This window comes from Clostridium cylindrosporum DSM 605 (genome assembly GCF_001047375.1).
Lineage (GTDB): Bacteria > Bacillota > Clostridia > Clostridiales > Caloramatoraceae > Clostridium_AB > Clostridium_AB cylindrosporum.
This window is the reverse complement of record NZ_LFVU01000004.1, coordinates 162,493-185,241: the sequence shown is the minus strand read 5'-3', so window position 1 is coordinate 185,241 and position 22,749 is coordinate 162,493. Positions and strand designations below refer to the sequence as shown.

Here is a 22,749-nt window from a genome sequence, read left to right as displayed (position 1 = left end):
AATGAGCGGAAAAATAGATAAGGTATTAAGTGTTCTTACTTTATTTTCAATTATGCTTTTATTTTCCCCTAATTTTATTAATTTTAAGAAAATGAGAATTCAGACAAGTGTTTCGCTTAGCGCAAACACTTGTCTTGGTTCTGGTTTTAAATTTATATTAATAGGATGCATAATTATATTTTTATTAAGTTTAGTTAGAAAAAGATATAAATATACTGGGTATTTTTGTGGTTTGTTAGCTGGCATATTGATTATTGTTACTCTATATTACATGTCAAATGCACTTAAGTGGTTACCTTTAGATAAAACTCCCTATTCACGTTTAACTATAGGATTAACAATGTGGATATGGTTATTTGTTATGTATGGAATAATTATTAAGTCCTTAGAAGGTATCAATAATAAATTTCAAAGGTATTCTATTATTTTTATTCCACTAGCATTATTAATTATTTTATTAATAACACACAATTTATCTGGATTAGGGATTGTTATGGAATACGAAAGTAAAAAAGATCGATTATGGCTTGCATTAATAAAGCATATTGAAATTTCAATTTCTGTTATTGCATCAGCTATTTTAATAGGTGTTCCCTTAGGCTATTTGATAAATAGATCACAAAAGTTAGACAAAATAATATTTAGCATTTTAAATATAACGGAAACTTTACCTGCTATATCATTTATTGCTATATTAATGATTCCTTTATATATTTTATCTAATAAATTTCACGTATTGAGGAAAATGGGAATATCAGGGTTTGGCGTTGCACCAGCCTTTATTGCATTATTATTTTATGCATTGTTTCCTATTTTACATAATACAAGAGCGGCATTTAAAAGTATTGATAAAAGCTATTTAGAAACAGCTCAATCTATGGGAATGAGATATGGGAAGATTTTTCTTAGTATAGAAGTTCCTATTGCCTTACCAATTATTTTATCAGGGATTAGATTAGCTGTAATTTATACTATATCCGCAGTATCATTAGCTGCATTTACTGGTGGAGGAGGCCTAGGAGTATTTCTAGTAGAGAGGGAATCTATGGATCTTATGATACTAGGAATATTGCCAATAGTAATAGTAACATTTTTATTCGATAGCTTTATAAAGATAATAATTGAAAAAACAAAATATTAAAGGTGTGAATTTATGATACGTTTAGAAAATATCACAAAAACATATGAAGACACTTTAGCTGTAAATGATGTAAGCCTAAAAATAAACAAAGGTGAAATATCGGTTTTATTAGGGTCTTCAGGATGTGGGAAATCAACAATCATAAGAATGATAAATAGACTTATTACTCCAAGTAAAGGCAATATTTATATTGATAATAAAAATATTAATGATTATGACATAGTAGCTTTACGCAGAAGCATTGGATATGTGGTTCAGTCTGTAGGGCTTTTTCCACATATGACGGTTTATGAAAATATTGCTGTAACCCCAAAGCTTCTAAAATGGTCTAAGAGCAAAATTAATAATAGAGTAAATGAATTACTTGAATTAGTAGGATTAGAACCAGAAACATTTAAGAAAAAAAAGCCAAGGGAATTATCAGGTGGAGAAGCACAAAGAGTTGGTGTAGCTAGGGCACTTGCTGGAGACCCACCAATATTATTGATGGACGAGCCCTTTGGAGCTGTTGACCCTTTAAATCGAAAAAGGCTGCAGATAGAATTTTTAAAAATACAACAGTCATTAAAGAAAACAGTTATATTTGTTACCCATGATGTAGAGGAAGCTATAATCTTAGGGAACAAAATTGCTGTTTTAAGTGATGGGAAAGTACAAAATTATGATGACCCTGTTAATTTAATAATGAAAAATAAAAATGAATTCGTAGAAGACTTTTTAGGAAGTGAATATTCCTTAAAGTTATTATTAAAGTATAAAGTTTCAGATGTGTTAAAAAGCAAAGTAGAGTATAGTAGCAAAAATATAGTAATAAAAGAAATGTCTATACAAGAATTACTTGCGGTTATGGTTAAGGATGGTAAGAGTAAAATTGAAATTAACGATATTCAAAGCAAGTACAAGTATACTGTTGAGATTCAAGATATATTAAGTTTTTTAAGGCTTAATATTACAGAGAATAATTGTAATAGATTGGATGGAACTGCAAATGAACTCAAAGCTAAAGTCATGGGTTAGTGTAATAATAAATAGTATTATATTATTACTATTTACACTTTACTTTCAAAAGTATAAGGTTTATTTATATGATATTTTTGGCTCTAATATTGCCTGGGATGGTAGGTATGAATTGTTAGAGTTAATTAAGCAGCATATTAATATAGTATTAATCTCAAGTATTTTAGCTATATTAATAGGGGGGTCCTTAGGAATAATATGTTCGTTAAAAATCGGTAAAGAAGTAAAATTGATTTTTGAAAAATGGACTTACACTTTATATATGGTGCCATCAATGGCAATACTATATATAATGGTACCCCTTATGGGAACAGGAATAAAACCTGCAATAGTAGCACTTACAATAACAGGTATTGTACCTATATTTATGGCATTTGTTTCAGGAATAGAAAATGTTCCACATGATATTAAAGAAGTTTCTAAAGGGATTGGAATGAGTGAGCTACAGTGCTTATATAAAGTAGAATTGCCTATGTCTATTCCTGTTATTATTTCAGGTTTAAGAACTTCACTTATAATAAATATATCTGCAGCTACTTTAGCCTCTAATATAGGTGGTGGAGGCCTTGGAATGCTTTTATTTTCATCCATGAAAAATAGTAATCCTATAGCTATAATGGAAGGAACCATTCCAATATGCTTAATTGCTTTAATTGTAGATAGATCCTTAAAAAATATAGAGAACTACTTTGCCTAGATGAAGATTAACTCCCCAGGGATATATGAGAGAATCCTTGAGGAGTTTTTGTTTTAATTTTATTAAGGTAAAAATTAGTGAATATTTTACAAATGGTGATTTTGTTGGTAATATTTTATACAATATGAAATTAAACATTATCTATAGGGGGTGGTATGTTGAGTGTAGATAGGTTAATACTGATTTTTAATGTATGTATGATACTAGGAATCGGTATACCACTACTAAATATATTTATTGGAACAATGGGAGCAGCTTTTCATGTGGGATTCGATACAGATGCAGGGGGTGAAGGAGCTCTCCCATTTAATTTAATGAGTTTATGCTTTTCATTAATAGTGTTTGGTGCACTTGGAAGGTTTCTAGTACAAGGTGCAACCAATAAGTTAACTATAATGATATGTATAGTAGCATCATTATTTATTTCAATAATAGCTTACGTGTTATGTTTTAAGCTAATAATAAAAAGGCTTAAGGCTAATGTACCAAGGGCATTAACACATAATGAGTTAGTTGGAAAAACAGGAACATTAACACTAAGAGTGACAAATGACAAAGCTGGCACAGTATCGATACTGGACAGTACAGGAGCCAAAATAACATATGCAGCAAAAATGAGTCATGAGTTAGATACTGAGGAACTATATGAACTGCGTCAAGGGGATAAGGTTCTAATAGTAGACTTTGATAAGCAGGCGAAGGTTTGTTATGTGTCACCATTACAAAAATATTAAAGTAAAGGTAGGGAAGAATAATGGGAGATTTGATATTTGGTTCAGCTTTAGGAGTTGCAGGATTAATTATTCTGGGGCTTGTAATTATTTTAATAGGGATATTGAGTACATGGAAGAAGATACCCTCAGATAAGGCGGCAATCATTGTAGGTCTTGGAAAGCCTAAAGTTGTAACAGGCGGAGGAACCATGGTTATTCCAATAGTTCAGAGAATGGATATAATTACACTAGAGAATATCATGTTTGATGTACAAATAAAACAAACTAAGACATCCCTTGGGGTACCAATTAATGCTGAAGGTATAGTAGTATTAAAAGTTAAAAACGATGAAAATAGTATAATGGCAGCGGTTCAACAGTTTAACTGTGCTAAGGAATCTCAAACAGTAGATACAATTAGAACTCAAGCATCTGAGGTATGTAAAGGTAAACTTCGTGAAATAGTTTCAGCAATGAGTGTTGAAGAGATATACAATAACAGAGAAGACTTCGCAGCTAGAATTCAAGAAGTAGCAGGAACTGAGCTTGGAGAAATGGGTCTTGAACTTAAGTCATTTACTATTAATGATATAACCGATGATGATGGATATATAGAGGCACTAGGTAAGGAGCAAATCGCTAAGGTTAAGTCATCAGCGGCTATAGCAGAGGCAGAAGCTGCTAAGGAACGTGAAATACGTACAGCAGAAGCTATGAAGGAAAAGCAAATTAGAACAGCTGAAGCACGTAAACTTGGTAAGCAAGCTGAACTAGAAGCAGAGGCACAAATCGCTGAAGCAGAGAAAAATAAAGAGCTTAAGATATTAGACTATAGTAGAGAACAAGAGACTCAAAGAGCAGTATCAGATGCAGCATATAAGATTCAAGAAAATATAACATCTAAGGAAGTTAAAAATACTGAAATGGATGCAAGAGTTCTTGAAGAGCAACGTAATAAAGAAGTTGCTGAAGCAGAGGTACAAGTTCAAATAGCCAAGGAACAAAGAAATATCGAACTAGCTCAAAAGAAAGCTGAAAGAAAAGAAGCTGAACTACTAGAAACAGTAGTAAAACCAGCTGAGGCTGAAAGAAAGAAGAGAGAACTTGAGGCTGAAGCTAACAAGTTTGAGGAATTAAAGAAAGCAGAAGCTGAGGCTGGAAAGCTTGAACTTGAAGGACAAGCTAAGGCTAAGGTAATTGAGGCCCAAGGTAAAGCTGAAGCAGATTCAATAAAGGCAAAGGGACTCGCTGAGGCAGAGGCCCTAGAAAAGAAAGCTGAAGCACTTGCTAAAATGGATGAGGCTGGTAAGCTGCAAATGGTAATTGAGAAACTACCGGAAATAGCGAGAGCCGTAGCAGAACCATTATCTAAGATTGGAAATATTACAATCATAGGAGGCTCTGGTGAGGGTCAAAACGGAGCAAGTGATGTTGCAAGGTACACAGTTGGAGCGATGAAGGCTGTTAATGAGGCAGTAAAGGAGACAATAGGATTTGACTTAACAGATGTAATGAAATCAAATACAATTCAAGCTAAGACTATGAAGAACATTAACCTAGATATTAAAGGGTTACCTGAGGGTCAAAGGGTGAATGAAGCGGTATTTGAAAATATAGTAATAGAGGATGTCATAGTGCCAGAGGTAGATATAGAAGAAGAGAATGTTATAATTCCAGAAATAGATATAGAAGAATCTGAAACTGAAAGTGAGAAAAATTAAAAAGTACTATTAAATTAAACCTAAGCGGTGAATAACTAACAAGATTAAAAGTTATTTACCGCTTATTTCTATTAAGATGATATAATAGAATAAATAGTAGTCATAAAAGAAAGGCGTTGAACTTATGATAAAAGAACTTATAGTAGTTGAGGGGAAAGATGACGTTAGTGCAGTTAAAAGAGCAGTAGATGCTGACTGTATTATTACATCTGGTTTCGGGATTACCCCTAAGATACTTAAGAGAATAGAAGATGCAGTAGAGAAAAGGGGAGTGATTATATTCACTGACCCAGATTTTCCAGGGGAGAAAATCAGAAAAACTATAGCATCTAAGATAAAAGGATGTAAGCATGCGTATCTTCCAAGAATTGAGGGAACACTAAATGGAGATATAGGAATAGAGAATGCATCTCCTGAGAGCATACTTGCAGCCTTATCTAAGGTTAAGACAGAGGTTGAGAACCCTCGCGAGGAATTCACTATGACTGATATGATTGTCTATAGACTTTCAGGAGGAAACGATGCTACGAAGCGTCGTGATGCGTTAGGTGCCATTCTTGGAATAGGCTATGGTAATGCTAAGCAGTTCCTAAGTAGACTAAATAGATATTCCATTACACGTGAAGAATTTGAAAAAGCACTAGAAAGGATATAATAATATGAATTTAGCTTCAAAAACAAAGGATATAGTAAGTCATTTTGACTTTAGATTTGCAAAGTCACTAGGACAAAACTTCCTAGTAGATAACAATGTACTAACTAAAATAGTAGACTCAGCAGAACTTGATGATACATCATGTGCACTTGAAATAGGCCCTGGAATAGGAGTCCTTACTCAAGAAATGGCAAGCAGATGTAAGAAAGTAGTTGCTATAGAAATAGACGATAGATTAATCCCAATCCTTGGAGAAACACTAAGTAGTTATGATAACGTTGAAATAGTACATTCAGATGCACTTAAGGTTGACTTTAACAAGCTATTTGAAGAAAAGGGAATGGACAACATAAAAGTAGTTGCCAACCTACCTTATTATGTAACAACTCCTATAATTAATAAGATATTCAAGGAAGCTAAGGGAGTTAAAAGTATAACAGTTATGATACAAAAAGAAGTAGCTGAAAGACTTATAGCAAAGCCTTCAACTAAAGACTATGGTGCATTAACTCTACTTGCTAACTACTACTCAGATGTAGAGAAAGTAGTAAAAGCACCACCATCATGCTTTATACCGAATCCAAAGGTTGAATCAATGGTAGTTAAAATGAACATAAAAGAACCTGAAGTAGATGTAAAAGACGAAAAGCTATTCTTCAGAATAATAAGAGACTCATTTAACATGAGACGTAAAACACTACTAAACAGCTTAAAGCCAGTGGGTCTTCCAAGTGACAAGCTAAAGGAAGCATTTGCGGCAGCAGGAATAGATGAGAAAAGACGTGGAGAAACACTAACTATTCAAGAATTTGCTATGCTTTCTAATGTAATATATGAGATGATGTAGGAAAGGCTGCTATGCAGTAGTGGTATTGGTGTCTGAAACCACGAGACCTTCAGGCAGTGATTCTAGACAGAGGATATTTTGTATGCTTAAATTTAAAAAGCTATTGCTTACAGGTTTTTAATATTATAAGTGCTCTAAAAGACTTAATCATCTTCACAGTGCTAGGGATAATGCTTTACTTTTAAACACTTCGGGTAAGTAAAAAGCCAATCCATCTAAAAAGTCTTCATATATACAAAGACAAAATTCAATATCGTTATATAGGATTTGTTTGATTGTAAGTAGTTGTGCATGGGGCTAAGTCAATAGAGTCAAGAGGTAGAGCTTCTTATCTGTTTAAATGTTCTTAGACTTAGTAAGAAAGCATGTTTGAGAGAAGCGAGTTTGCGTCGCACTTAGTCTAGGAGCATTTAGGCAGAGTAGAAGATCTTCTCGAAGACCTCGCCTGGCTTAGCCCATACACAACTACTGCATCACCCTATACTTACATTAACAAAGAAAATTTCCCCTAAAGGTACATTTTTCATTAGCCATGCATATAATGTAATGATAACTATGCCTAGGGAGGGAAATCGTTGAGTAAAAAGTACAATAGATACTTTCTCATATTTGGTGAGGAAGACAAGGGCTTTGAGATATCAAGTGATAAGCAACCTACAGGGTACACTAAAATTGAGACTAGAAGTGGGAAGTGCAAGATCACAGTATACGCTCAAAACCTAAATAGGGATAAGGGTCCATATTCTTGTTACTTAGTAGACTCATCTAAAAATCCAGCTATTGTTGCAAATCTTGGTGAACTTGAAGTTGACGAGTCTGGTAAGGGAGAAACTGTATGGGAACAAGACGCAAAGAACATATTTGGTACAGGTCTTACTCCAGATAAATTTAATGTAGCAGCTGTAGTTAAGGAAGGTAACAGACTACAGGTTCCACTTGCAGGCTATTCTGGAAAGGATAGAACGCCATGGAGGGAAAAGATTAGCAGTAGGTCATTCGTTTCTGCTGAGGAGGAGAAAACTTCTTCAGAAGAAATTAAAGAAACTGAACAAGCTGAACAAACTACTATAGAAGAAGAAATTGCTGATATAGTAGAAAGAGCTCAAGTTGAAGTTCTAGAAGAAAATCAAGATATAGTTAAAGAAACAAGACAACTAGTAGAGGAATCAATAGAGGAATCAATAGAAGAATCTATAGAAGAGTCAATAGAAGTTTTAAAAGAAAGTCAGGACATAGTTGAAGAGACAAGACAATTAGTAGAAAAGTCAATAGAAGAGACAGAGGATGTACAATCTGATGCTGAAGATTCAGTAGAAGATAGAAATGATTCAATTGAATTTGAGGAAGTTGATAATGATATACCTGACTACACTAGTCTTAGTGACATTGACGAACAACTTCAAAGAAATGACGATGATTATATAGACTCTTATTCAGAAGAAGGCTTGAAGTTTGAACACTATGAGAATGAAATAAGTTTTATAGATTTTGACAATAGCTATGCAGAAAGTATGACTAGAGATTTTGAAGAAATGGATTGTCTAAATATTCCTGAAGTTAATAAAATGTATATACTTGAAAGCGAAGATAGGTTCTCAGATGCCTTCCACTATGATGAAATTATAGAGGATGCAAGGGATCTTAATAGATCTATTGGTTGTGAAGTAAGTATTCTTACTAGAGCATTAGAGGTAGTTAATTTAGATAAGGATAAGCTTTCTGATGATGTTAAAGTTGACTTTGATAGGCTAGATGATGAAGTCCAAAGGCTATTTAAAGAATTCTTAGATCAGGAAATCAGAAAGTATAAAAATTTACTAGAAAATCACTCATGTAACAATCATCACGGGCACCATGGACACCAAGGACATCATGGAGGCCATGATGATGACGAGCACGGGCATCACGGACATGGACACCAAGGAGGCCATGATGATGACGACTACGGGCATCACGGACATGGACACCAAGGACATCATGGAGGCCATGATGATGATAATCACGGGCATCAAGGACATGGACACCAGGGGCATCACGGAGATCATGATGATGATGACCACAAGCATCATGGACATGGACACCAGGGGCATCACGGATGCCATGACGATGACGACCACAAGCATCATGGACAAGGACACCAAGGACATCATGGATGCCATGACGATAACGACCACAAGCATCACGGACATGGACACCAAGGACATCACGGATGCCATGATGATGACGACCACAAGCATCATGGACAAGGACACCATGAACATCATGGGTGTGGTAAACACGGAGATCATATAGGTCATGACCATCATGATAAAGACCACCATGGTCATCATAATAATTGTGGATGCAATCATAATCATCATAAACACGATCATGGTAATAAGCATCATGATCATCATGACCATAAGAAAAAGGGATATGCGAAAATCCTTCATAAAATTCTAGAGGAATTTGAAGAGGTTAAAGTTAAGGGAGCCAAGGATATAAGATTCTGGAAGGTTCGTGAAAACCACAAGTTCCCTAATAAGGATAATGCACATTACCCATATCATAGTGCAATCCATCATCTAAAAATGACTTATCCATATATCAATTATGTAAAATACTTTAAGTGTAAAGGATATTACTACTTTGGTATTAAGTATGATAAGGATGGAGAAGTTAAATACCTTGTATATGGTGTTGAAGGGGAAAAGAAGGAATCACATCAACCATATAAGGGAATGACCGGATTTGTAAGCTGGGCTAAGCATGGGAACGCAGGTATATGGCTTATGTACTATAACCCATATACAGGATGTGTAATGCTTCCTAAGGAAAAGGATAAGAAGAAAAAATAGTAATAATTATAGAGGACTGTTGACAAGTACTGTCAACGGTCCTTTTTTATAGAGATGAATATGTTTTAGGTTCTAAAGAATGATATAATTATTTTAGTGAGAATTGATTATATAAAAGGGCGGTTAAGAAGGTTATGAGTAAGAGATGGGAAGAAAGAATTGATGATTTTAGTAGAGCAGTTTTGAGACTTAAGGAAGCTATAGAGGAAAGTAGTAATAATGTAGAATCAACAGTTTTAAAGGATGGAGTAATTCAAAGATTTGAGTTTACATATGAGCTGTGCTGGAAGTCTATGAAGGTATTTTTAGAAAATGAAGGTATAGAAGAAGCTAAAAGTCCTCGCTCTACATTCAGAGAAGGATTTAAGTATGGACTTATCAGTGATGGGGAACTATGGATAGATATGCTTAAGGATAGAAATCTTACATCACATGTTTATGATGAGGAATTGGTAGAAATTATTTATAAAAAAATAATAGATAAATATTTTTGTGAGCTTGAGAATATGAAGAATATATTAAGCATGAAGGTTGTTGATGATGATGTTTGGTCTTAAAGATTATGTAATAGGGTCCATAGTAAAGCAGTTAGAAAAATTTCAAGAGATAGAGAAGGCTATGATTTTTGGGTCTAGGGCAAGAGGAGACTATAAAACTACATCGGATATAGATATAGCTTTGTTTGGAACTAGAATAACTTCTACTAGACTTAATTTACTAAGAGATGCAATTTATGAACTTGATATAATATATACAGTAGATCTTATAAATTTTGAGGATATAAAAAAGGATGGTCTTAAAGAGAACATACTTAAAGATGGTAAACAAATTTACATAAAGAATAAGTAAACGAGACTAATTTTTCCTCTTATACACCAAAAGTGCTATATGCGAATATACTTCATATTAAAAAACAAGGAAATGATATCAATCATGTAGAAGATAAATTCTATTAAGGTGTAATTTTATTTCTAGAATATTTTATGAAGAATATCTTCTAGATAGGCGATTAAAGTTATTAGAATGAAATTTATACTAGAGTTTCTATACATGGAATAATCCATGACTTTCTAGCATTAAGGGTTTACTAGGAAGTAGGGAATCTAAATCTATAGACTAAAGGGGAGAAGACGTTGTATATATATACTCTAAAAAATTCAAAAAGCCTTTGTATAAGAAAGGCAGTTGTTGAAGATACTGAGGAAATTTTGAATATTTCCAATCAGGTTGCAGGTGAAACGAGTAATCTTTCCTACTCTAAAGGAGAATATTACATGACCTATGATCAACAGTATTCATATATAAGTAGATTGAAAGATTCCAGAAATTCGTGCTTTTTAGTTGGGATAATAGATGGTAAGATAGTAGCATCTGTTACTTTTTTATCTTCAAGTAGAAAACGAATGGAACATAGAGGGGAAATGGGTATAGCAGTACTTAAAGACTTTTGGGGAGTAGGTGTTGGAAAGGCTCTTATGGACTGTTTCCTAAAGTGGGCTAAGTCAAACGGAATAACTAAGAAGATAGACCTATTAGTTAGAGAAGACAATATACCAGCAATAAGCCTTTACCTAAAGTTCGGATTTCAGATAGAGGGAAGAATATCAAAGGGTATGCTTGTAGATAGTAGGTTCTACGATATTTATCTAATGGGAAAAACACTAAAGTAGGTGAGAAAATTGAAAAAAACAATATCCATAGTAGCTATTTTAATATTTACTATACTACTTTCTGCTTGTTCAGGTGGTGGTAGTGCAGTAGAAATCAAGAAAGCTATGCAAAATGCACAAATAGAAAGAATAACAATTACCAATGCGAGATATGCGGGAAGATATACGATTATAGATAAAAAGAGTATGGAAAGATTCAAGGGATATATAGAAAAGGCTAGAATAGCCAAGGAAGATCCAGGACTTGAGCCTGACTTCGTATTTGAGCTATATGATGGAACTAGAAGTGTTGGTAACTTTAAGTATATAGCAGGGGTTACGGATTCAAGTGAGGCTAACCTTATAGACATGAATGGAAAGCTATACAGAATATCGAGAAGTATAGAAGACATATTCATGAAAAGACTTATGAAGAAAAACGACCTAGTAAATGTACCAGAGTATTACATATCCCTTATTAGCACAATTATAAAGAAGCATGGAATGAAAGAGGGAAGCAAGGTTGTAGCTGATATAGGTAAGGACTATTCAGTTACAAGGTCAATAACCTCAGTAGACCAAAAGAGTATTCTAAACAGTGTAAGTGCAAATAAAATATCAGTAAATTTCCCAACTGATTCTAAAAACTTCGATTATAGTATAGAAGTAAAAACAGGAAAATATAACAACACATCAAGTGAAGCTGTTATATCAGTTAGGGATAAAGAAGGTAAAGTAACAAAATATGAAGTCTCAGGAAACTATAAAAGTGGAGATTGGGAGTTTCATATTAAGTTTAAATAGGGTAAGTGAAGCTACAACTAGGGCTATCAAAACCTCAATGCGGTGAGATTGCCTGCAGATATTCTAAAACTCAGTATTAACTTTAGCCTAAGTTTGGCGCAAACTCGCCTAAAGGCTCAAACATGCAGCCATACTAAGGCTAAAATTAATACTTTCGTTAAGAATATCTAGCAGTCAGCTCAAGCACATCGGTTTTGATAGCCCTAGTTTTCGCATGAAACTAATCCTATTTAAACAATATTACACTAGAGATAAGATTTTTGATATGACTTTTCAGATAGGTATAAAAGTCTTATTTATACATTAATCTTAACTACTTGCAAGACGCTTACTCTTCCATTCATAATCTAAATTCTCCCTTCATATATTGGTTATAGCAAATACTTTTATGGAGGGTATATGAGGAAGTTTAAGATTCTTGTTGTAGGCTTGGTGATTTCTTTCACGGTACTTGCTGTTGGGTATCTTATGTATATTATAAATAAGATTGAAAGTGAGTCTGTAATGAATCAAGGTATGAGGGGTATAATTCTTTTTACTACCAATAAGGAAAACTCCAAGGAAACAGAGAATATCCTAAAGGGACTTGGGGAAAAGCTTGCTAAACATATGAATATAAAGATTCTAGGATCTCTTGATTCTGTAAGTGATGTTGAGAATGTTATTAAGGAGGATTCTAAGGATAGTATTAACTACAATATAATCGAATTTAACAGGAGTAATCTTGTTAGGGAGAAGGATACTGTAGTAATTAGAATACCAGATAGAGAGGCACTTAATTATAGAGAGAGTTTAGAAAGAGCTGAGAAGATAAGGGATAAAAGTGATAAGATTAAGGTTAATATAATAGAAAGTAAAAATACTCCTAAGTTACTTAATACATATATGGGTATTGAGGTAAGTGATGCAGAATCATCTGTAAATGCCAAGAAGATTCTTGATCAATTAATACTTTTAAACGAATAGTATTAACATATAGGTGTTTATGTAAGAAAAGGTTAACTTGTAGATTGTAGTCTATAGGTTAACCTTTTTGTGTATAAGATTACAGAATTATGTGGAAAATATTTATAAAAATTGGGAAATTCTTTTGTTATTCATTTAAGTGGTTTATAATTATTATAAGGATGGTATGTAATAAGTGTTTTACATAGAGGTGATATTTTGACAACCAATGATATAGTGTTAAATATACTATTATGCTCAATTCCTGAGGAGATTTTTATAGTAGCTATGGCATTAATATTTATGAAAAGGTTTGATTACATAGATAAGTATTTATTAAAGATTAATTTAATTAAGGTTCTATCTATAGTAGTAGTACCTAGCGCTATTCTATCTAATATAATGGTATATGTTTTACATATTAATGAGAACCTTAATCTAATTATAAACATATTAAGTATGGTGATAATGATATGTATACTGTTAAAGACAAAGAAGGTCTTTAAGGTAGTTATGTATTTGCTTTTTAGTGTGGTAGTGTTTATGATAATACAGCTAACAACAGTAGGTATGATTTTTTATGTACTTAGTTTAGACGGAGATATAATAAACCAATCTGCTATAATGAATTTTAAGTTAACTTTACCTGGGAGAATAATTGAGTTTACTATAATCTACTTAATTTATCTTAAGAAAAACTCTATGTCAGAGTTTAAGATAATGAAGGTCTGGATGGGAAACTTTCCATTGAGGATTACTACAATAATATATTCTATTATAAATATATTTATATGTATGATTATATATAGTAGTTTTATAAATAATAACTCATTGAAATGTTTACTACAAAACACTCAAATACTTATTGTTACAATTATTTTTGTCCTATTAATATTGAATTTTATGCTACCGTGGATCATTATCCTTACAATATACCCCAGTGAAAGGTATAGAAGCAATGTAAGCAAAAAGGAAAACTAGTATAATAAAGAGTACACCTATAGGGTTATTAAGTTAATTACTATAGGTGTACTTTTTATTATACTTAAAATTAACATACCCATAAAATTTATTAAATTAATGTGAAGAAATATGTAGAGAGTTAAGGGAATTTGTAGTATGCTGAGAGGTTTTGTTGTAAGTGGTAGAAAGTGCTTTGTATTTTGAATTTCCTAGGATATAATTACCTTCGGGAATTACGTTAACCTAAGGATATTGAGGTGATGTAGTGTCATTATATTATATATTATTGAATATGATTTTGATTTCAATACCTGAGGAATTAGTTATAACCCTTATGACTATTATGTGGATAGGCAGATATGATTTATTGGATAGATATTCTATAAGAAAAAATTTAATTAAAATAATGATTGTTGTGGTAGTTCCCTGTGTAGTAATATTTAGCACTAATATATTTGTATTGAAACTAGATATGCATTTAAGGGTAATTACTAATGTTACAATATTTTCAATTCTTATGCTTATCTTATTAAAGTCTAAGGATGTGAAAAAGGTGACTTCCTTCTCCTTAATGGTATTTGTGCTTATCTTTATTCAAGATATAATAACTTTCTTGATTGTTGTATACCTACTAAAAATTGATGTTTCAACCTTGGATTTCTATCCAGGAGTAAACTTCCTTATAACATTACCAGAAAGAATTATACAATATGGGATAGTATACTTCCTATATTTAAAGAAAAATGCCTTAGTAAGTGTTGATGTTGCAAGGCTTTGGAGAGATAACCAGTTTTATAGAAGTAGTATACTTATACCAGCTTCTGTAAATTTAATTATACTTATAATTTTATATAATTATTTTGTAGTAAAAAGGTCTCTTGTTTTACTTGCAGAGAATTTACAGTTAATGATAGTTGTAATAGTACTTGCACTAGTGGCTTTAAATATTATGATCCCATGGATAACTTTAATGTCTGTATTCCCTAAGGAAAAATACAAACATAGAATTAAGGAAAGTGAAGAGGTTTAAGGGAGTAATTAAAAAATACACTAAGAAAGCTATAGAGCTATGTGCATATGCATTGAGGTGATAAATTGTCTTTTAATGAGATATTATTAAAAATGTTTATTATAGGTATTCCAGAGGAATTTTTAGCATGTATAATGATTTTAATAGCCATGGGTAAGTATGAGTTTCTAAGTAAAGATAAAATTAAGAATAGTATGTTAAGAATAATCTTTACATATGTAATACCTTGTGTAGTTGTATTTAATATAGAAATACATGCCATGAAGTTAAGTTTTAATGTTAGGGTTGTAATTAACATACTATTATCATTTGCTTTAATTACCATTTTAACAAAATCAAGGCAATTATGTAAGGTGTTTTCTACTTGCATGTTTATACATATTCTATTTATGATAGCAGAGATATTTACATTACAGATTCTTATTAATATTTTTCATTTTGATTTTTCTACACTGAATACTAGTCCCTGGTTAACGTTTATATTCTTAATTCCAGGAAGAGTGCTTCAATTATTATGGGTATATATTTTCTATGTTAACAGGGAGTATTTTATTAGGATAGGAATTTATGATATATGGCGTGAAAACTTAGTATTTAAAAAAATTGTACTTGTTTCTAGCATTATAGGAACAGGTATATGCTTGTATTTATATGAATGTTTTACACTTGAGGGTCATCATACTGGAATTTCACCAAGAATAGAATTTCTAATTGTAAGTATGATTATAATACTTCTCTTAATAGTTATAAGTATTCCTTGGATAATTCTTAATATAGTTATTCTTTGTGATAAGAATGTAAAGCCTAAGTGGAAAATAAGACCTAATGATAATAAGTTTGAAAATGAACTTTAAAATATTACTAAAATGGTATATAATGTAACAGTATCTAATGAAGTAAATACATCTTTAAATGTAAAATATAAAATGATGACTAATAGACAGAAGGTAGGAGTCCAGTGGACTTCTACCTTCTGTCATGTAAAATAAAATCAGTATAGATTAGATTCTAGTGTACGTCGATTGCATCAACTGGGCAGCTTGAACGTGCTTCAGCAGCTTCATCTTCATAATCTCCTGGAACTTCTTCTACTATAGCTTCAGCCTTACCGTTATCGTTAAGAGCGAAAACTTGTGGTGCTATAGATGGACATAGTCCACATCCAATGCATAGATCTTCATTAACACTTGCTTTCATAGTTATGCCTCCTTATATTCAAAAAAATAATGTAATAAGCCTAGGATTAGTATATTCATAATCATATCCAATGATATAAAAAATAAACTATTCCTAACGGATCATATCTCTAAACTTTGTATGAAGATAAACAGCATACAAAATAAAGCTATATTATATTTTATCCATATTTCTTTAAATTAATCAAATAGTAAATGGTAAATGAGTAAAACTTTTGAAGTAATATTTTTCATAATAATTATATTTAAAGTAATTCATAAACTTGGTTATTAATTATAGCTTTAGTGTTATATAATAATTTATCTCCCACGGCAGAATACTCGCTACTTCAGTGCGGAGATGAATGCCACATTGACTTTTAACATATGTAATTAGATAAAAGTGTTACTTCACTGAGTTTACTTCATTTCGATAATTACATATGTTAATATACTGATAGATGTTGTTTTAAATGTTAGAAGTTAAACACGGACGAGGATATGTCTATGTAATTCAGTATCATATAGTTTGGTGTGTTAAATATAGGTATAAATTACTCGTTGAAAATATAGAAAAAGACTTAAAAATAATAATAAATCAACTTGCAACTGCTAATGATATAACCATTGTAGAAATGGAAAGTGATAAAGATTATATACATTTACTAGTTGAGTGTACTCCACAGCATTATATCCTCAATCTTCTAAAATCTCTTAAAGGTGTATCTGCAAGAAGAATGTTTCAGTTACATCCAGAACTTAAAAATAGTCTATGTGGTGGGCATATTTGGAACCCAAGCTACTTCGTAGCTACTGTATGAGAAAATACAGAAGAACAAATAAAAAGATATATTCAAAGTCAACAGAAAAAGTAAGAAAGGAGATTTCTAAATGGCAAATTATGTTTTGACACTTCCGTTAAAAACGGAAAAGTGGCAAGAAGATATATTAGAAAAAAGATTAAATATTGCTCGTCAAATCTATAATGCTTGTCTTGGAGAAATCCTTTCAAGATATAAATTAATGAAAAGACAAAAAAACTATGGTCTTGCCATGAAAATGGGAAAAGGTAAAGAACGCAATGCAATTTTTAATAAGATTAGAAAAGATTTCGGTTTAACTAAGTTTGACCTAAATAAATATGTAAAACCTATGGGACAAAAATTTAAACAAAACTTAGGTTCTCAAATGGTTCAAGAAATAGCAGAGAGGGCCTTTGGAGCTTTTGAAAAACTAATGTTTGGAGAAGCTAAGAAAGTTAGATTTAAGACCTTTGGAGAATTCTATTCTGTACGTGAAAAAGGAAATATCACAGGTTTTAGATATTTTCAAGATAGAAATATAATGGAATGGCTTGGTCTGACTATGCAGGTAATTATAAAAAGAAATGATGAGTATGCAAGTAAATGTTTCTTAGATAAACTTAAATTTTGTAAACTTGTTAAAAAAGTTATCCGTGGTAAAAATAGATATTTTGTTCAAATGACTTTTGAGGGTGTCCCACCTCAAAAGGATAATCATAGTATATCTAATGATGAAAATGCTCGTGTAGGTTTAGATATTGGTACTTCTATACTTGCTATTGCAAGTGAAAAAGAAGTTAAAATCTTAGAACTTGCAGAAGATATTAATGTAGACGAAAAGCTTAAGAGAGTTCTTCAAAGGAAGCTCGACAGACAACGTAGAGCAAATAATCCTAATAAATATAATGAAGATGGTACAATTAAAAAGGGAAATCGAGAGAAATGGATTCAAAGCAAAGGTTATATTAAGACTAAAGGTGCACTTGCAGAAATTCAAAGGAAAATAGCGGACACGAGAAAACAATCTCATAATAAACTTGCTAATCATATTCTTTCACTTGGTCTTGATGTTAGAGTTGAAACAATGAATTTCAAAGGACTTCAAAAAAGAGCAAAAGAAACAATAGTAAATGAGAAAACGGGAAAGATTAATTCTAAGAAAAGATTTGGAAAATCTATTAGTAATAAAGCACCAAGTATGCTTATAAGGTTAATAGATAACAAACTTAAGCACCTTGGCCTTTCAGTGAAAAAAATAGATACTTATAAAGTTAAAGCAAGTCAATTTGATCACTTCACAGAAACCTATGTTAAAAAGCCACTTTCAAAACGTTGGAATAAATTTGAGCAAGGAAATATTCAAAGAGATATGTATTCGGCATTTTTAATAATGAATACAAAGGATAACTTAAAAGAAATAGATATAGATAGAGCAAATTCAAGTTATGAAAACTTCTTTAAGTTGCATAATAAAGAAGTAAATAGAATTAAAAACTTAGATAAAAAACAATTAAGTAGCATAGGGCTATAACCTAAACTACTTGAATTAGGGGCATAGGGTTTTGAACCGAGCCGATATGATTAACCCCATAGGGTGTTAATAGTTTCAATAGAAACTTTGCCCGATAAAGTCTTAGGGAAACCAAGCCAGTATTTGGTGTCAACCGATAGTGCTTTAGCACCTATCGGCTATCCAAAAGAAGCTTGGATAGTACCTAAGAACCTTGCGACTTTAGTCGTGAGAGGTTCAGATATTAGATACAGAGTTTGACCTGTTTTTCATAATTTTTTAATTAACTTAATAAGGAAAAAAAGGTGATTATATGAGCAAGATAAATTCAGCTGAGAAGTTTTATATAGAGAAGATAAGTGAAGGCTTTGAGATGATAAATAGAGAATTTACCCATGAGAAGCTACTAATACTTCTTTCATCATCACTTAAAGAGGATGGAAGTATACATAGGGAGATAAAAAGAGCCCTTGATGCTATATACATAAAGGAGACTAAAGGTGATGAGGCCCAGCCTATAAAGGATAAGTATAAAAGTCATGCTTTAAAGTTATATAAGGGACGAGAAACTCTTCTTCGTGATACAGTTATTGAGTGGTATTCTAGTAGTTCCATGCCAAGTATCATTGATTCCATTAGAGGGATTTTTAGATAGGTTGAAGTTTAATATAAAGAAAAAGCCACTAAGGGATTTCCCTAGTGGCTTTCTTTGTTCTCATGTGAATTAGAATACTATAGTTGAAACATCCTTAGAAGTTATAGCTGCTTCCACAGACTTCACTAGACTTCTTAGATCATCTCCGAATATATTATTCTGAAGAATAACATCAGCAAGGTTTCTTACCTCAGCGCTTGTTATGTCTTCCTTAACCTCTGGTATGATTATTGATTGTTTATCTCCTTGACTATCAAGGAATACAAGCTTTAGACTCTTTTGCATCTTCTATGCACCTCCATTTATTCTAATGTTTTAGCCTACTATTGTGTCATCAACTATCTCGCTTAGTGTATTTTTAGATACACCTTCCACTGGATATGGAAGAATACCCTTTACAGCCTCTGCAACTGTGTGGATTCCCTCATCTGTAGCGTTAGGTTTTACCTGCTTTAAGCTAAGATTCTTGAAAGCTATCTTTCCATTTTTGTCCTCACCTAGATTCATTGTTAATACAAGTGATTGAGCGGCTATTTTAGTTTTGATTGCCATGCTTATCAACTCCCTTCACTACATAAATGGATTGTAAAAGTGAAAAGGGGCAATGAAAATAAATAATCTTGAAAGGTTTTTGAAGTTATGAAGAGGTTAGACTCTATTATTTCATACTGATAAAAAGGTTAATTGAAGTACGTGATATCTCTAGCGTCTTATTACATAGTCTATATAATAATTATGATATGTAATATAATGTAAAATATGGAATACATGGAGGTGAACTGAAAAATGACAAGGGTTAAATACAGACTTTTAGAAATTATATTAGCTATATTTATAATAGCCATGACATTATCTTCATTACTTATAAATGATGTAAATACTGTATATGCAGCTGAATCTAAGGCTTTAACTAATGCTAAGGCAAAAATTAGTCACTTAACAAAGTCCCTTAAAGCAAATTATCTAGGAATTAAAAATCAGGGAATGTGGCAAACCTACATATCACAGTCTAGGGATTTGATTAATAAAATACCTAATTCAGAAAAGATACAAAGGGATGCTTTAGCAATAGAAGTTAATAAGGATGAAGCGTTAGTTAAAGGACTGGCTAGAGTTAATCAAGTAGAAAAGAGTATAACACCTAAGGATAAAGGTGGATACGGAAATTCTCTTAGCATCAAAAACGCAGAAACATGGAATGGATATTTGCACCTTGCAAAAATAGATCTAGAAAAAGTAGATAAATCTATTTTTAAGAAGCAATACGATGAGCTAATAGGTAGATTAGATAATGTTTCTAAGGTAGTGAAGGATATAGAGGATAAGTTTCAAGTTGAATATAGCAGGGTAGTTAAACTATACGAAGAGGCAAAGGAATCTAATGACTTGAATAAGGCCAAGGAAGCACTTAAAGAAGCTGAAAAGCTTGGTACCTGTGATAGAAGTGATAAGCTAGAGGAAGATATTAAGGAATTCATTAATGCAGGTACTTCAGAGGTAGAACCTGTTCCTATCCCTATAAAGATCAAGTCAGGTAATCTATCTACCGACTATGACATTGAACAAGTACTAAATGATATAGATAAGCTTCAATTAAATACTTTAAACATACCTGTAGTGATAGAAATAGATAATTTATCATCAAGTAATATGAGTATTAATAAATCAAGTGAAGAGAAAGCAATAAAGTTAATTAAGAAGCTAATAGGTAAAAATATAAACATAATACTAGAGCCCTATCCATGGATAGCTGATGGTACCTTATATGAGACAGAATGGAAGCCAGATAATATGAATACCTTCTTCTTAAATTGGAGGTAACTGTACAGTTGCAAAATATCTATAAAAATATGCTAAAACATATAAATTCTTTATAGATATTAAAATTGTCAACAGCCTCCCATGTTCATAAAGAGCATGGAGCGGTGGCTTTAGCCATCCAAAATCCCTTGAATTGCTGGAAACCCTTAAAGCTTAGTACACTACAAAGTAATCTGAAAGGATAAGCTTGAATGTTGCGAAAGTAGAAAAAAGTACTAAGATAGCATAAGGTTAAATCCTAAGTGCTTTATACAATAGGCAATCAGCAGGTAAGATTCTAAGTCCAATGGATATGAATAAACTTCAACGACTATTCCGAAGGGAAGTACACTATAAGTCAATAATGATAGTGGAAGTGGGGGATACCTATAGATAGGTAATGATATAGTCTACGCTTATGTGAAAGCATAAGAAGTTCATGAGAGAACTGGTAGTATGTGACGAGTACTATTGAATAAGGTCAAAAGTCTATAACTATGTATAAAGTCTGTTTAAGATGTCTTTTGTAATTAAATTAAATATCTTATCACCTTAAAGTTATTATTACAAAAATTGGTTGTCAATAATATGATAACTATTTGATACAATAAGGCTAGGGAGGTGATAAAGTGATAAAGTCTATAAAAGTTAGACTTCTGCCAACGAAAGAGCAGGAAGAATTAATGTTTAAATCAGTTGGTATAGCTAGATTCACATACAACTGGGGACTTAATAAATGGGGTGAACTATATGAAGAAGGTTCAAAACCATCTAAATCTGCAATTAAGAAAGAATTTAATAATACAGTTAAAAAGAGTCAAGAGTATAAATGGCTTTATGAAGTAAGTGCTCAAATTACCTCACAAGCATTTAGTGATTTAGATACTGCATTTAAGAAATTCTTTAAAAAGGAATCTGGTTATCCTAAATTTAAATCTAAGAAGAAGTCTAGAAAAAGCTTTTATGTTAGATATGATGCTATTAAGTTTGAAGACAATAGGGTGAACTTAGAAAAGATAGGCAAGGTAAAGTATAAAACTAATCACATCATACCTGGTTTACCTAAATACAATAACCCTAGATGTCATTTTGATGGCAAGTATTGGTACTTAACATTAGGCTTTGAACAAGGTGAAAAGCAAACCGAGTTAAATAATGATTTATCAATAGGAATAGATTTAGGAATTAAAAGTTTAGCAGTTCTTAGCTGTTTAGATAAGCCAATTAAAAACATTAATAAATCATATGAAGTTAGAAGACTAAATAAAAAACTTAAAAGATTACAAAGACAGGTTTCGAGAAAGTATGAGATGAATAAAGTCGATTCTAAGTTTGTAAAGACTAATAATATTATTAAGCTTGAAAAAGAAATAAAGCTAATATATAGAAGACTAGCAAACATTAGAAGTAATCATATTCATCAAGCAACGAATAGAATAGTAAAGCTAAAGCCCTATAGAGTTGTTATGGAAGATTTAAATATTAGTGGAATGATGAAAAATAAGCATTTATCAAAGGCTATTGCAGAGCAGTGTTTATATGAATTTATACGCCAAATGAAATATAAGTGTAAATTTAATGGCATAGAGTTTGTTCAAGCTGATAAATGGTATGCATCATCTAAAACATGTAGCTCATGTGGAGCAATTAAAAAAGATTTAAAGCTTTCAGACAGAACCTATATATGCACAGACTGTGGATTAAGTATAGATAGGGATTTAAATGCTGCTATTAATCTATCAAAGTATAAATTAGTAAGTTAATCACAGGAAAGATATTACTAATAT

At 31.9% G+C, this 22,749-nt stretch carries 23 protein-coding genes and 1 pseudogene; 21 read left to right on the top strand and 3 right to left on the bottom strand.

The genetic code is table 11. From position 1 onward, the window contains the following. Window position 1 precedes the first annotated feature (1 nt). The 16 genes from CLCY_RS02995 (at window position 2) to CLCY_RS02920 (ending at window position 15,873) form a co-directional block, all read left to right on the top strand. On the top strand, window positions 2–1,141 hold the full coding sequence (locus tag CLCY_RS02995; RefSeq protein WP_048569653.1) for an ABC transporter permease: 1,140 nt from the start codon (window positions 2–4) through the stop codon (window positions 1,139–1,141). 12 nt (window positions 1,142–1,153) lie between these two features. Then, window positions 1,154–2,158: an ABC transporter ATP-binding protein gene (locus tag CLCY_RS02990; RefSeq protein WP_053083246.1), complete on the top strand. Its 1,005-nt coding sequence runs from the start codon at window positions 1,154–1,156 to the stop codon at window positions 2,156–2,158. Continuing rightward, entirely contained in the window at window positions 2,130–2,855 is a 726-nt protein-coding gene (locus CLCY_RS02985; RefSeq protein WP_048569652.1) for an ABC transporter permease, read from the top strand. Before CLCY_RS02990 ends, CLCY_RS02985 begins: the two co-directional genes overlap by 29 nt. A gap of 155 nt (window positions 2,856–3,010) precedes the next feature. Further along, complete coding sequence (locus CLCY_RS02980; RefSeq protein ID WP_152668079.1) at window positions 3,011–3,589, top strand: DUF1449 family protein; 579 nt, start codon at window positions 3,011–3,013, stop codon at window positions 3,587–3,589. A 20-nt stretch (window positions 3,590–3,609) separates the two neighbouring features. After that, the gene (locus CLCY_RS02975; protein ID WP_082141677.1) at window positions 3,610–5,289 is read left to right on the top strand and encodes a flotillin family protein; all 1,680 of its coding nucleotides are present in this window, start codon (window positions 3,610–3,612) and stop codon (window positions 5,287–5,289) included. Between the two features lie 124 nt (window positions 5,290–5,413). Then, the gene (gene rnmV, locus CLCY_RS02970; RefSeq protein WP_048569650.1) at window positions 5,414–5,944 is read left to right on the top strand and encodes a ribonuclease M5; all 531 of its coding nucleotides are present in this window, start codon (window positions 5,414–5,416) and stop codon (window positions 5,942–5,944) included. 4 nt (window positions 5,945–5,948) lie between these two features. Further along, complete coding sequence (gene rsmA / locus CLCY_RS02965; RefSeq protein ID WP_048569649.1) at window positions 5,949–6,791, top strand: 16S rRNA (adenine(1518)-N(6)/adenine(1519)-N(6))-dimethyltransferase RsmA; 843 nt, start codon at window positions 5,949–5,951, stop codon at window positions 6,789–6,791. Window positions 6,792–7,366: 575 nt separating this feature from the next. Next, entirely contained in the window at window positions 7,367–9,628 is a 2,262-nt protein-coding gene (locus tag CLCY_RS13870) for a DUF7922 domain-containing protein (RefSeq protein WP_053083244.1), read from the top strand. A 134-nt stretch (window positions 9,629–9,762) separates the two neighbouring features. Beyond that, window positions 9,763–10,185 (top strand): nucleotidyltransferase substrate binding protein, encoded by a 423-nt coding sequence (locus tag CLCY_RS02955; RefSeq protein ID WP_048569648.1) that lies wholly within the window; start codon window positions 9,763–9,765, stop codon window positions 10,183–10,185. Then, window positions 10,166–10,477 (top strand): nucleotidyltransferase domain-containing protein, encoded by a 312-nt coding sequence (locus CLCY_RS02950; RefSeq protein WP_200899959.1) that lies wholly within the window; start codon window positions 10,166–10,168, stop codon window positions 10,475–10,477. The genes CLCY_RS02955 and CLCY_RS02950 overlap by 20 nt, the downstream gene beginning before the upstream one ends. Window positions 10,478–10,761: 284 nt before the next feature. Further along, on the top strand, window positions 10,762–11,298 hold the full coding sequence (locus CLCY_RS02945; RefSeq protein ID WP_048569646.1) for a GNAT family N-acetyltransferase: 537 nt from the start codon (window positions 10,762–10,764) through the stop codon (window positions 11,296–11,298). A gap of 9 nt (window positions 11,299–11,307) precedes the next feature. Then, window positions 11,308–12,081: an aldehyde dehydrogenase family protein gene (locus CLCY_RS02940; protein WP_048569645.1), complete on the top strand. Its 774-nt coding sequence runs from the start codon at window positions 11,308–11,310 to the stop codon at window positions 12,079–12,081. Between the two features lie 399 nt (window positions 12,082–12,480). Further along, window positions 12,481–13,047, top strand: coding sequence for a hypothetical protein (locus CLCY_RS02935; RefSeq protein ID WP_048569644.1), 567 nt, complete (start codon window positions 12,481–12,483; stop codon window positions 13,045–13,047). Window positions 13,048–13,245: 198 nt separating this feature from the next. After that, window positions 13,246–14,007, top strand: coding sequence for a hypothetical protein (locus tag CLCY_RS02930; RefSeq protein WP_048569643.1), 762 nt, complete (start codon window positions 13,246–13,248; stop codon window positions 14,005–14,007). Window positions 14,008–14,254: 247 nt separating this feature from the next. Then, the gene (locus CLCY_RS02925) at window positions 14,255–15,019 is read left to right on the top strand and encodes a hypothetical protein (RefSeq protein ID WP_048569642.1); all 765 of its coding nucleotides are present in this window, start codon (window positions 14,255–14,257) and stop codon (window positions 15,017–15,019) included. 65 nt (window positions 15,020–15,084) lie between these two features. Beyond that, window positions 15,085–15,873: a hypothetical protein gene (locus CLCY_RS02920; protein ID WP_048569641.1), complete on the top strand. Its 789-nt coding sequence runs from the start codon at window positions 15,085–15,087 to the stop codon at window positions 15,871–15,873. Window positions 15,874–16,027: 154 nt separating this feature from the next. Here CLCY_RS02920 and CLCY_RS02915 read toward each other — a convergent pair whose 3' ends face one another. Further along, window positions 16,028–16,216, bottom strand: coding sequence for a ferredoxin (locus CLCY_RS02915; protein WP_048569640.1), 189 nt, complete (start codon window positions 16,214–16,216; stop codon window positions 16,028–16,030). 451 nt (window positions 16,217–16,667) lie between these two features. Here CLCY_RS02915 and tnpA point away from each other — a divergent pair, with 451 nt between their 5' ends. The 3 genes from tnpA to CLCY_RS02900 all read left to right on the top strand — a co-directional run bounded on the left by tnpA (window position 16,668) and on the right by CLCY_RS02900 (window position 19,162). Continuing rightward, window positions 16,668–17,015: an IS200/IS605 family transposase gene (gene tnpA, locus CLCY_RS02910; RefSeq protein WP_048569639.1), complete on the top strand. Its 348-nt coding sequence runs from the start codon at window positions 16,668–16,670 to the stop codon at window positions 17,013–17,015. Window positions 17,016–17,085: 70 nt separating this feature from the next. Then, window positions 17,086–18,528 (top strand): RNA-guided endonuclease TnpB family protein, encoded by a 1,443-nt coding sequence (locus CLCY_RS02905; protein WP_048569638.1) that lies wholly within the window; start codon window positions 17,086–17,088, stop codon window positions 18,526–18,528. Between the two features lie 292 nt (window positions 18,529–18,820). Continuing rightward, window positions 18,821–19,162: a hypothetical protein gene (locus CLCY_RS02900; RefSeq protein ID WP_048569637.1), complete on the top strand. Its 342-nt coding sequence runs from the start codon at window positions 18,821–18,823 to the stop codon at window positions 19,160–19,162. Window positions 19,163–19,231: 69 nt separating this feature from the next. Here the strand turns inward: CLCY_RS02900 and CLCY_RS02895 are convergent, their stop codons facing one another. Together CLCY_RS02895 and CLCY_RS02890 are read right to left on the bottom strand one after the other, a co-directional pair. After that, window positions 19,232–19,447 carry a DUF2922 domain-containing protein gene (locus tag CLCY_RS02895; RefSeq protein ID WP_048569636.1) on the bottom strand — a complete coding sequence of 72 codons (216 nt, stop codon included), beginning with the start codon at window positions 19,445–19,447 and terminating at the stop codon, window positions 19,232–19,234. 30 nt (window positions 19,448–19,477) lie between these two features. Continuing rightward, window positions 19,478–19,714, bottom strand: a complete 237-nt coding sequence (locus tag CLCY_RS02890) for a DUF1659 domain-containing protein (protein WP_048569635.1) — start codon at window positions 19,712–19,714, stop codon at window positions 19,478–19,480. Between the two features lie 966 nt (window positions 19,715–20,680). Here CLCY_RS02890 and CLCY_RS13420 point away from each other — a divergent pair. Beyond that, a pseudogene (locus CLCY_RS13420) lies at window positions 20,681–20,980 on the top strand (glycoside hydrolase family 113); the annotation flags it as partial. 611 nt (window positions 20,981–21,591) lie between these two features. After that, window positions 21,592–22,725 (top strand): RNA-guided endonuclease InsQ/TnpB family protein, encoded by a 1,134-nt coding sequence (locus tag CLCY_RS02880; RefSeq protein WP_048569633.1) that lies wholly within the window; start codon window positions 21,592–21,594, stop codon window positions 22,723–22,725. Window positions 22,726–22,749: the final 24 nt, after the last annotated feature.

What these genes read in the sequence shown, in the direction of transcription:
- CLCY_RS02995 (WP_048569653.1), top strand. Translation starts at nt 2, where the DNA reads ATGAGCGGAAAAATAGATAAGGTATTAAGTGTTCTTACTTTATTTTCA.
- CLCY_RS02990 (WP_053083246.1), top strand. Translation starts at nt 1,154, where the DNA reads ATGATACGTTTAGAAAATATCACAAAAACATATGAAGACACTTTAGCT.
- CLCY_RS02985 (WP_048569652.1), top strand. Translation starts at nt 2,130, where the DNA reads ATGAACTCAAAGCTAAAGTCATGGGTTAGTGTAATAATAAATAGTATT.
- CLCY_RS02980 (WP_152668079.1), top strand. Translation starts at nt 3,011, where the DNA reads ATGTTGAGTGTAGATAGGTTAATACTGATTTTTAATGTATGTATGATA.
- CLCY_RS02975 (WP_082141677.1), top strand. Translation starts at nt 3,610, where the DNA reads ATGGGAGATTTGATATTTGGTTCAGCTTTAGGAGTTGCAGGATTAATT.
- rnmV (WP_048569650.1), top strand. Translation starts at nt 5,414, where the DNA reads ATGATAAAAGAACTTATAGTAGTTGAGGGGAAAGATGACGTTAGTGCA.
- rsmA (WP_048569649.1), top strand. Translation starts at nt 5,949, where the DNA reads ATGAATTTAGCTTCAAAAACAAAGGATATAGTAAGTCATTTTGACTTT.
- CLCY_RS02955 (WP_048569648.1), top strand. Translation starts at nt 9,763, where the DNA reads ATGAGTAAGAGATGGGAAGAAAGAATTGATGATTTTAGTAGAGCAGTT.
- CLCY_RS02950 (WP_200899959.1), top strand. Translation starts at nt 10,166, where the DNA reads ATGATGATGTTTGGTCTTAAAGATTATGTAATAGGGTCCATAGTAAAG.
- CLCY_RS02935 (WP_048569644.1), top strand. Translation starts at nt 12,481, where the DNA reads ATGAGGAAGTTTAAGATTCTTGTTGTAGGCTTGGTGATTTCTTTCACG.
- CLCY_RS02915 (WP_048569640.1), bottom strand. Translation starts at nt 16,216, where the DNA reads ATGAAAGCAAGTGTTAATGAAGATCTATGCATTGGATGTGGACTATGT.
- tnpA (WP_048569639.1), top strand. Translation starts at nt 16,668, where the DNA reads ATGTTAGAAGTTAAACACGGACGAGGATATGTCTATGTAATTCAGTAT.
- CLCY_RS02905 (WP_048569638.1), top strand. Translation starts at nt 17,086, where the DNA reads ATGGCAAATTATGTTTTGACACTTCCGTTAAAAACGGAAAAGTGGCAA.
- CLCY_RS02900 (WP_048569637.1), top strand. Translation starts at nt 18,821, where the DNA reads ATGAGCAAGATAAATTCAGCTGAGAAGTTTTATATAGAGAAGATAAGT.
- CLCY_RS02895 (WP_048569636.1), bottom strand. Translation starts at nt 19,447, where the DNA reads ATGCAAAAGAGTCTAAAGCTTGTATTCCTTGATAGTCAAGGAGATAAA.
- CLCY_RS02890 (WP_048569635.1), bottom strand. Translation starts at nt 19,714, where the DNA reads ATGGCAATCAAAACTAAAATAGCCGCTCAATCACTTGTATTAACAATG.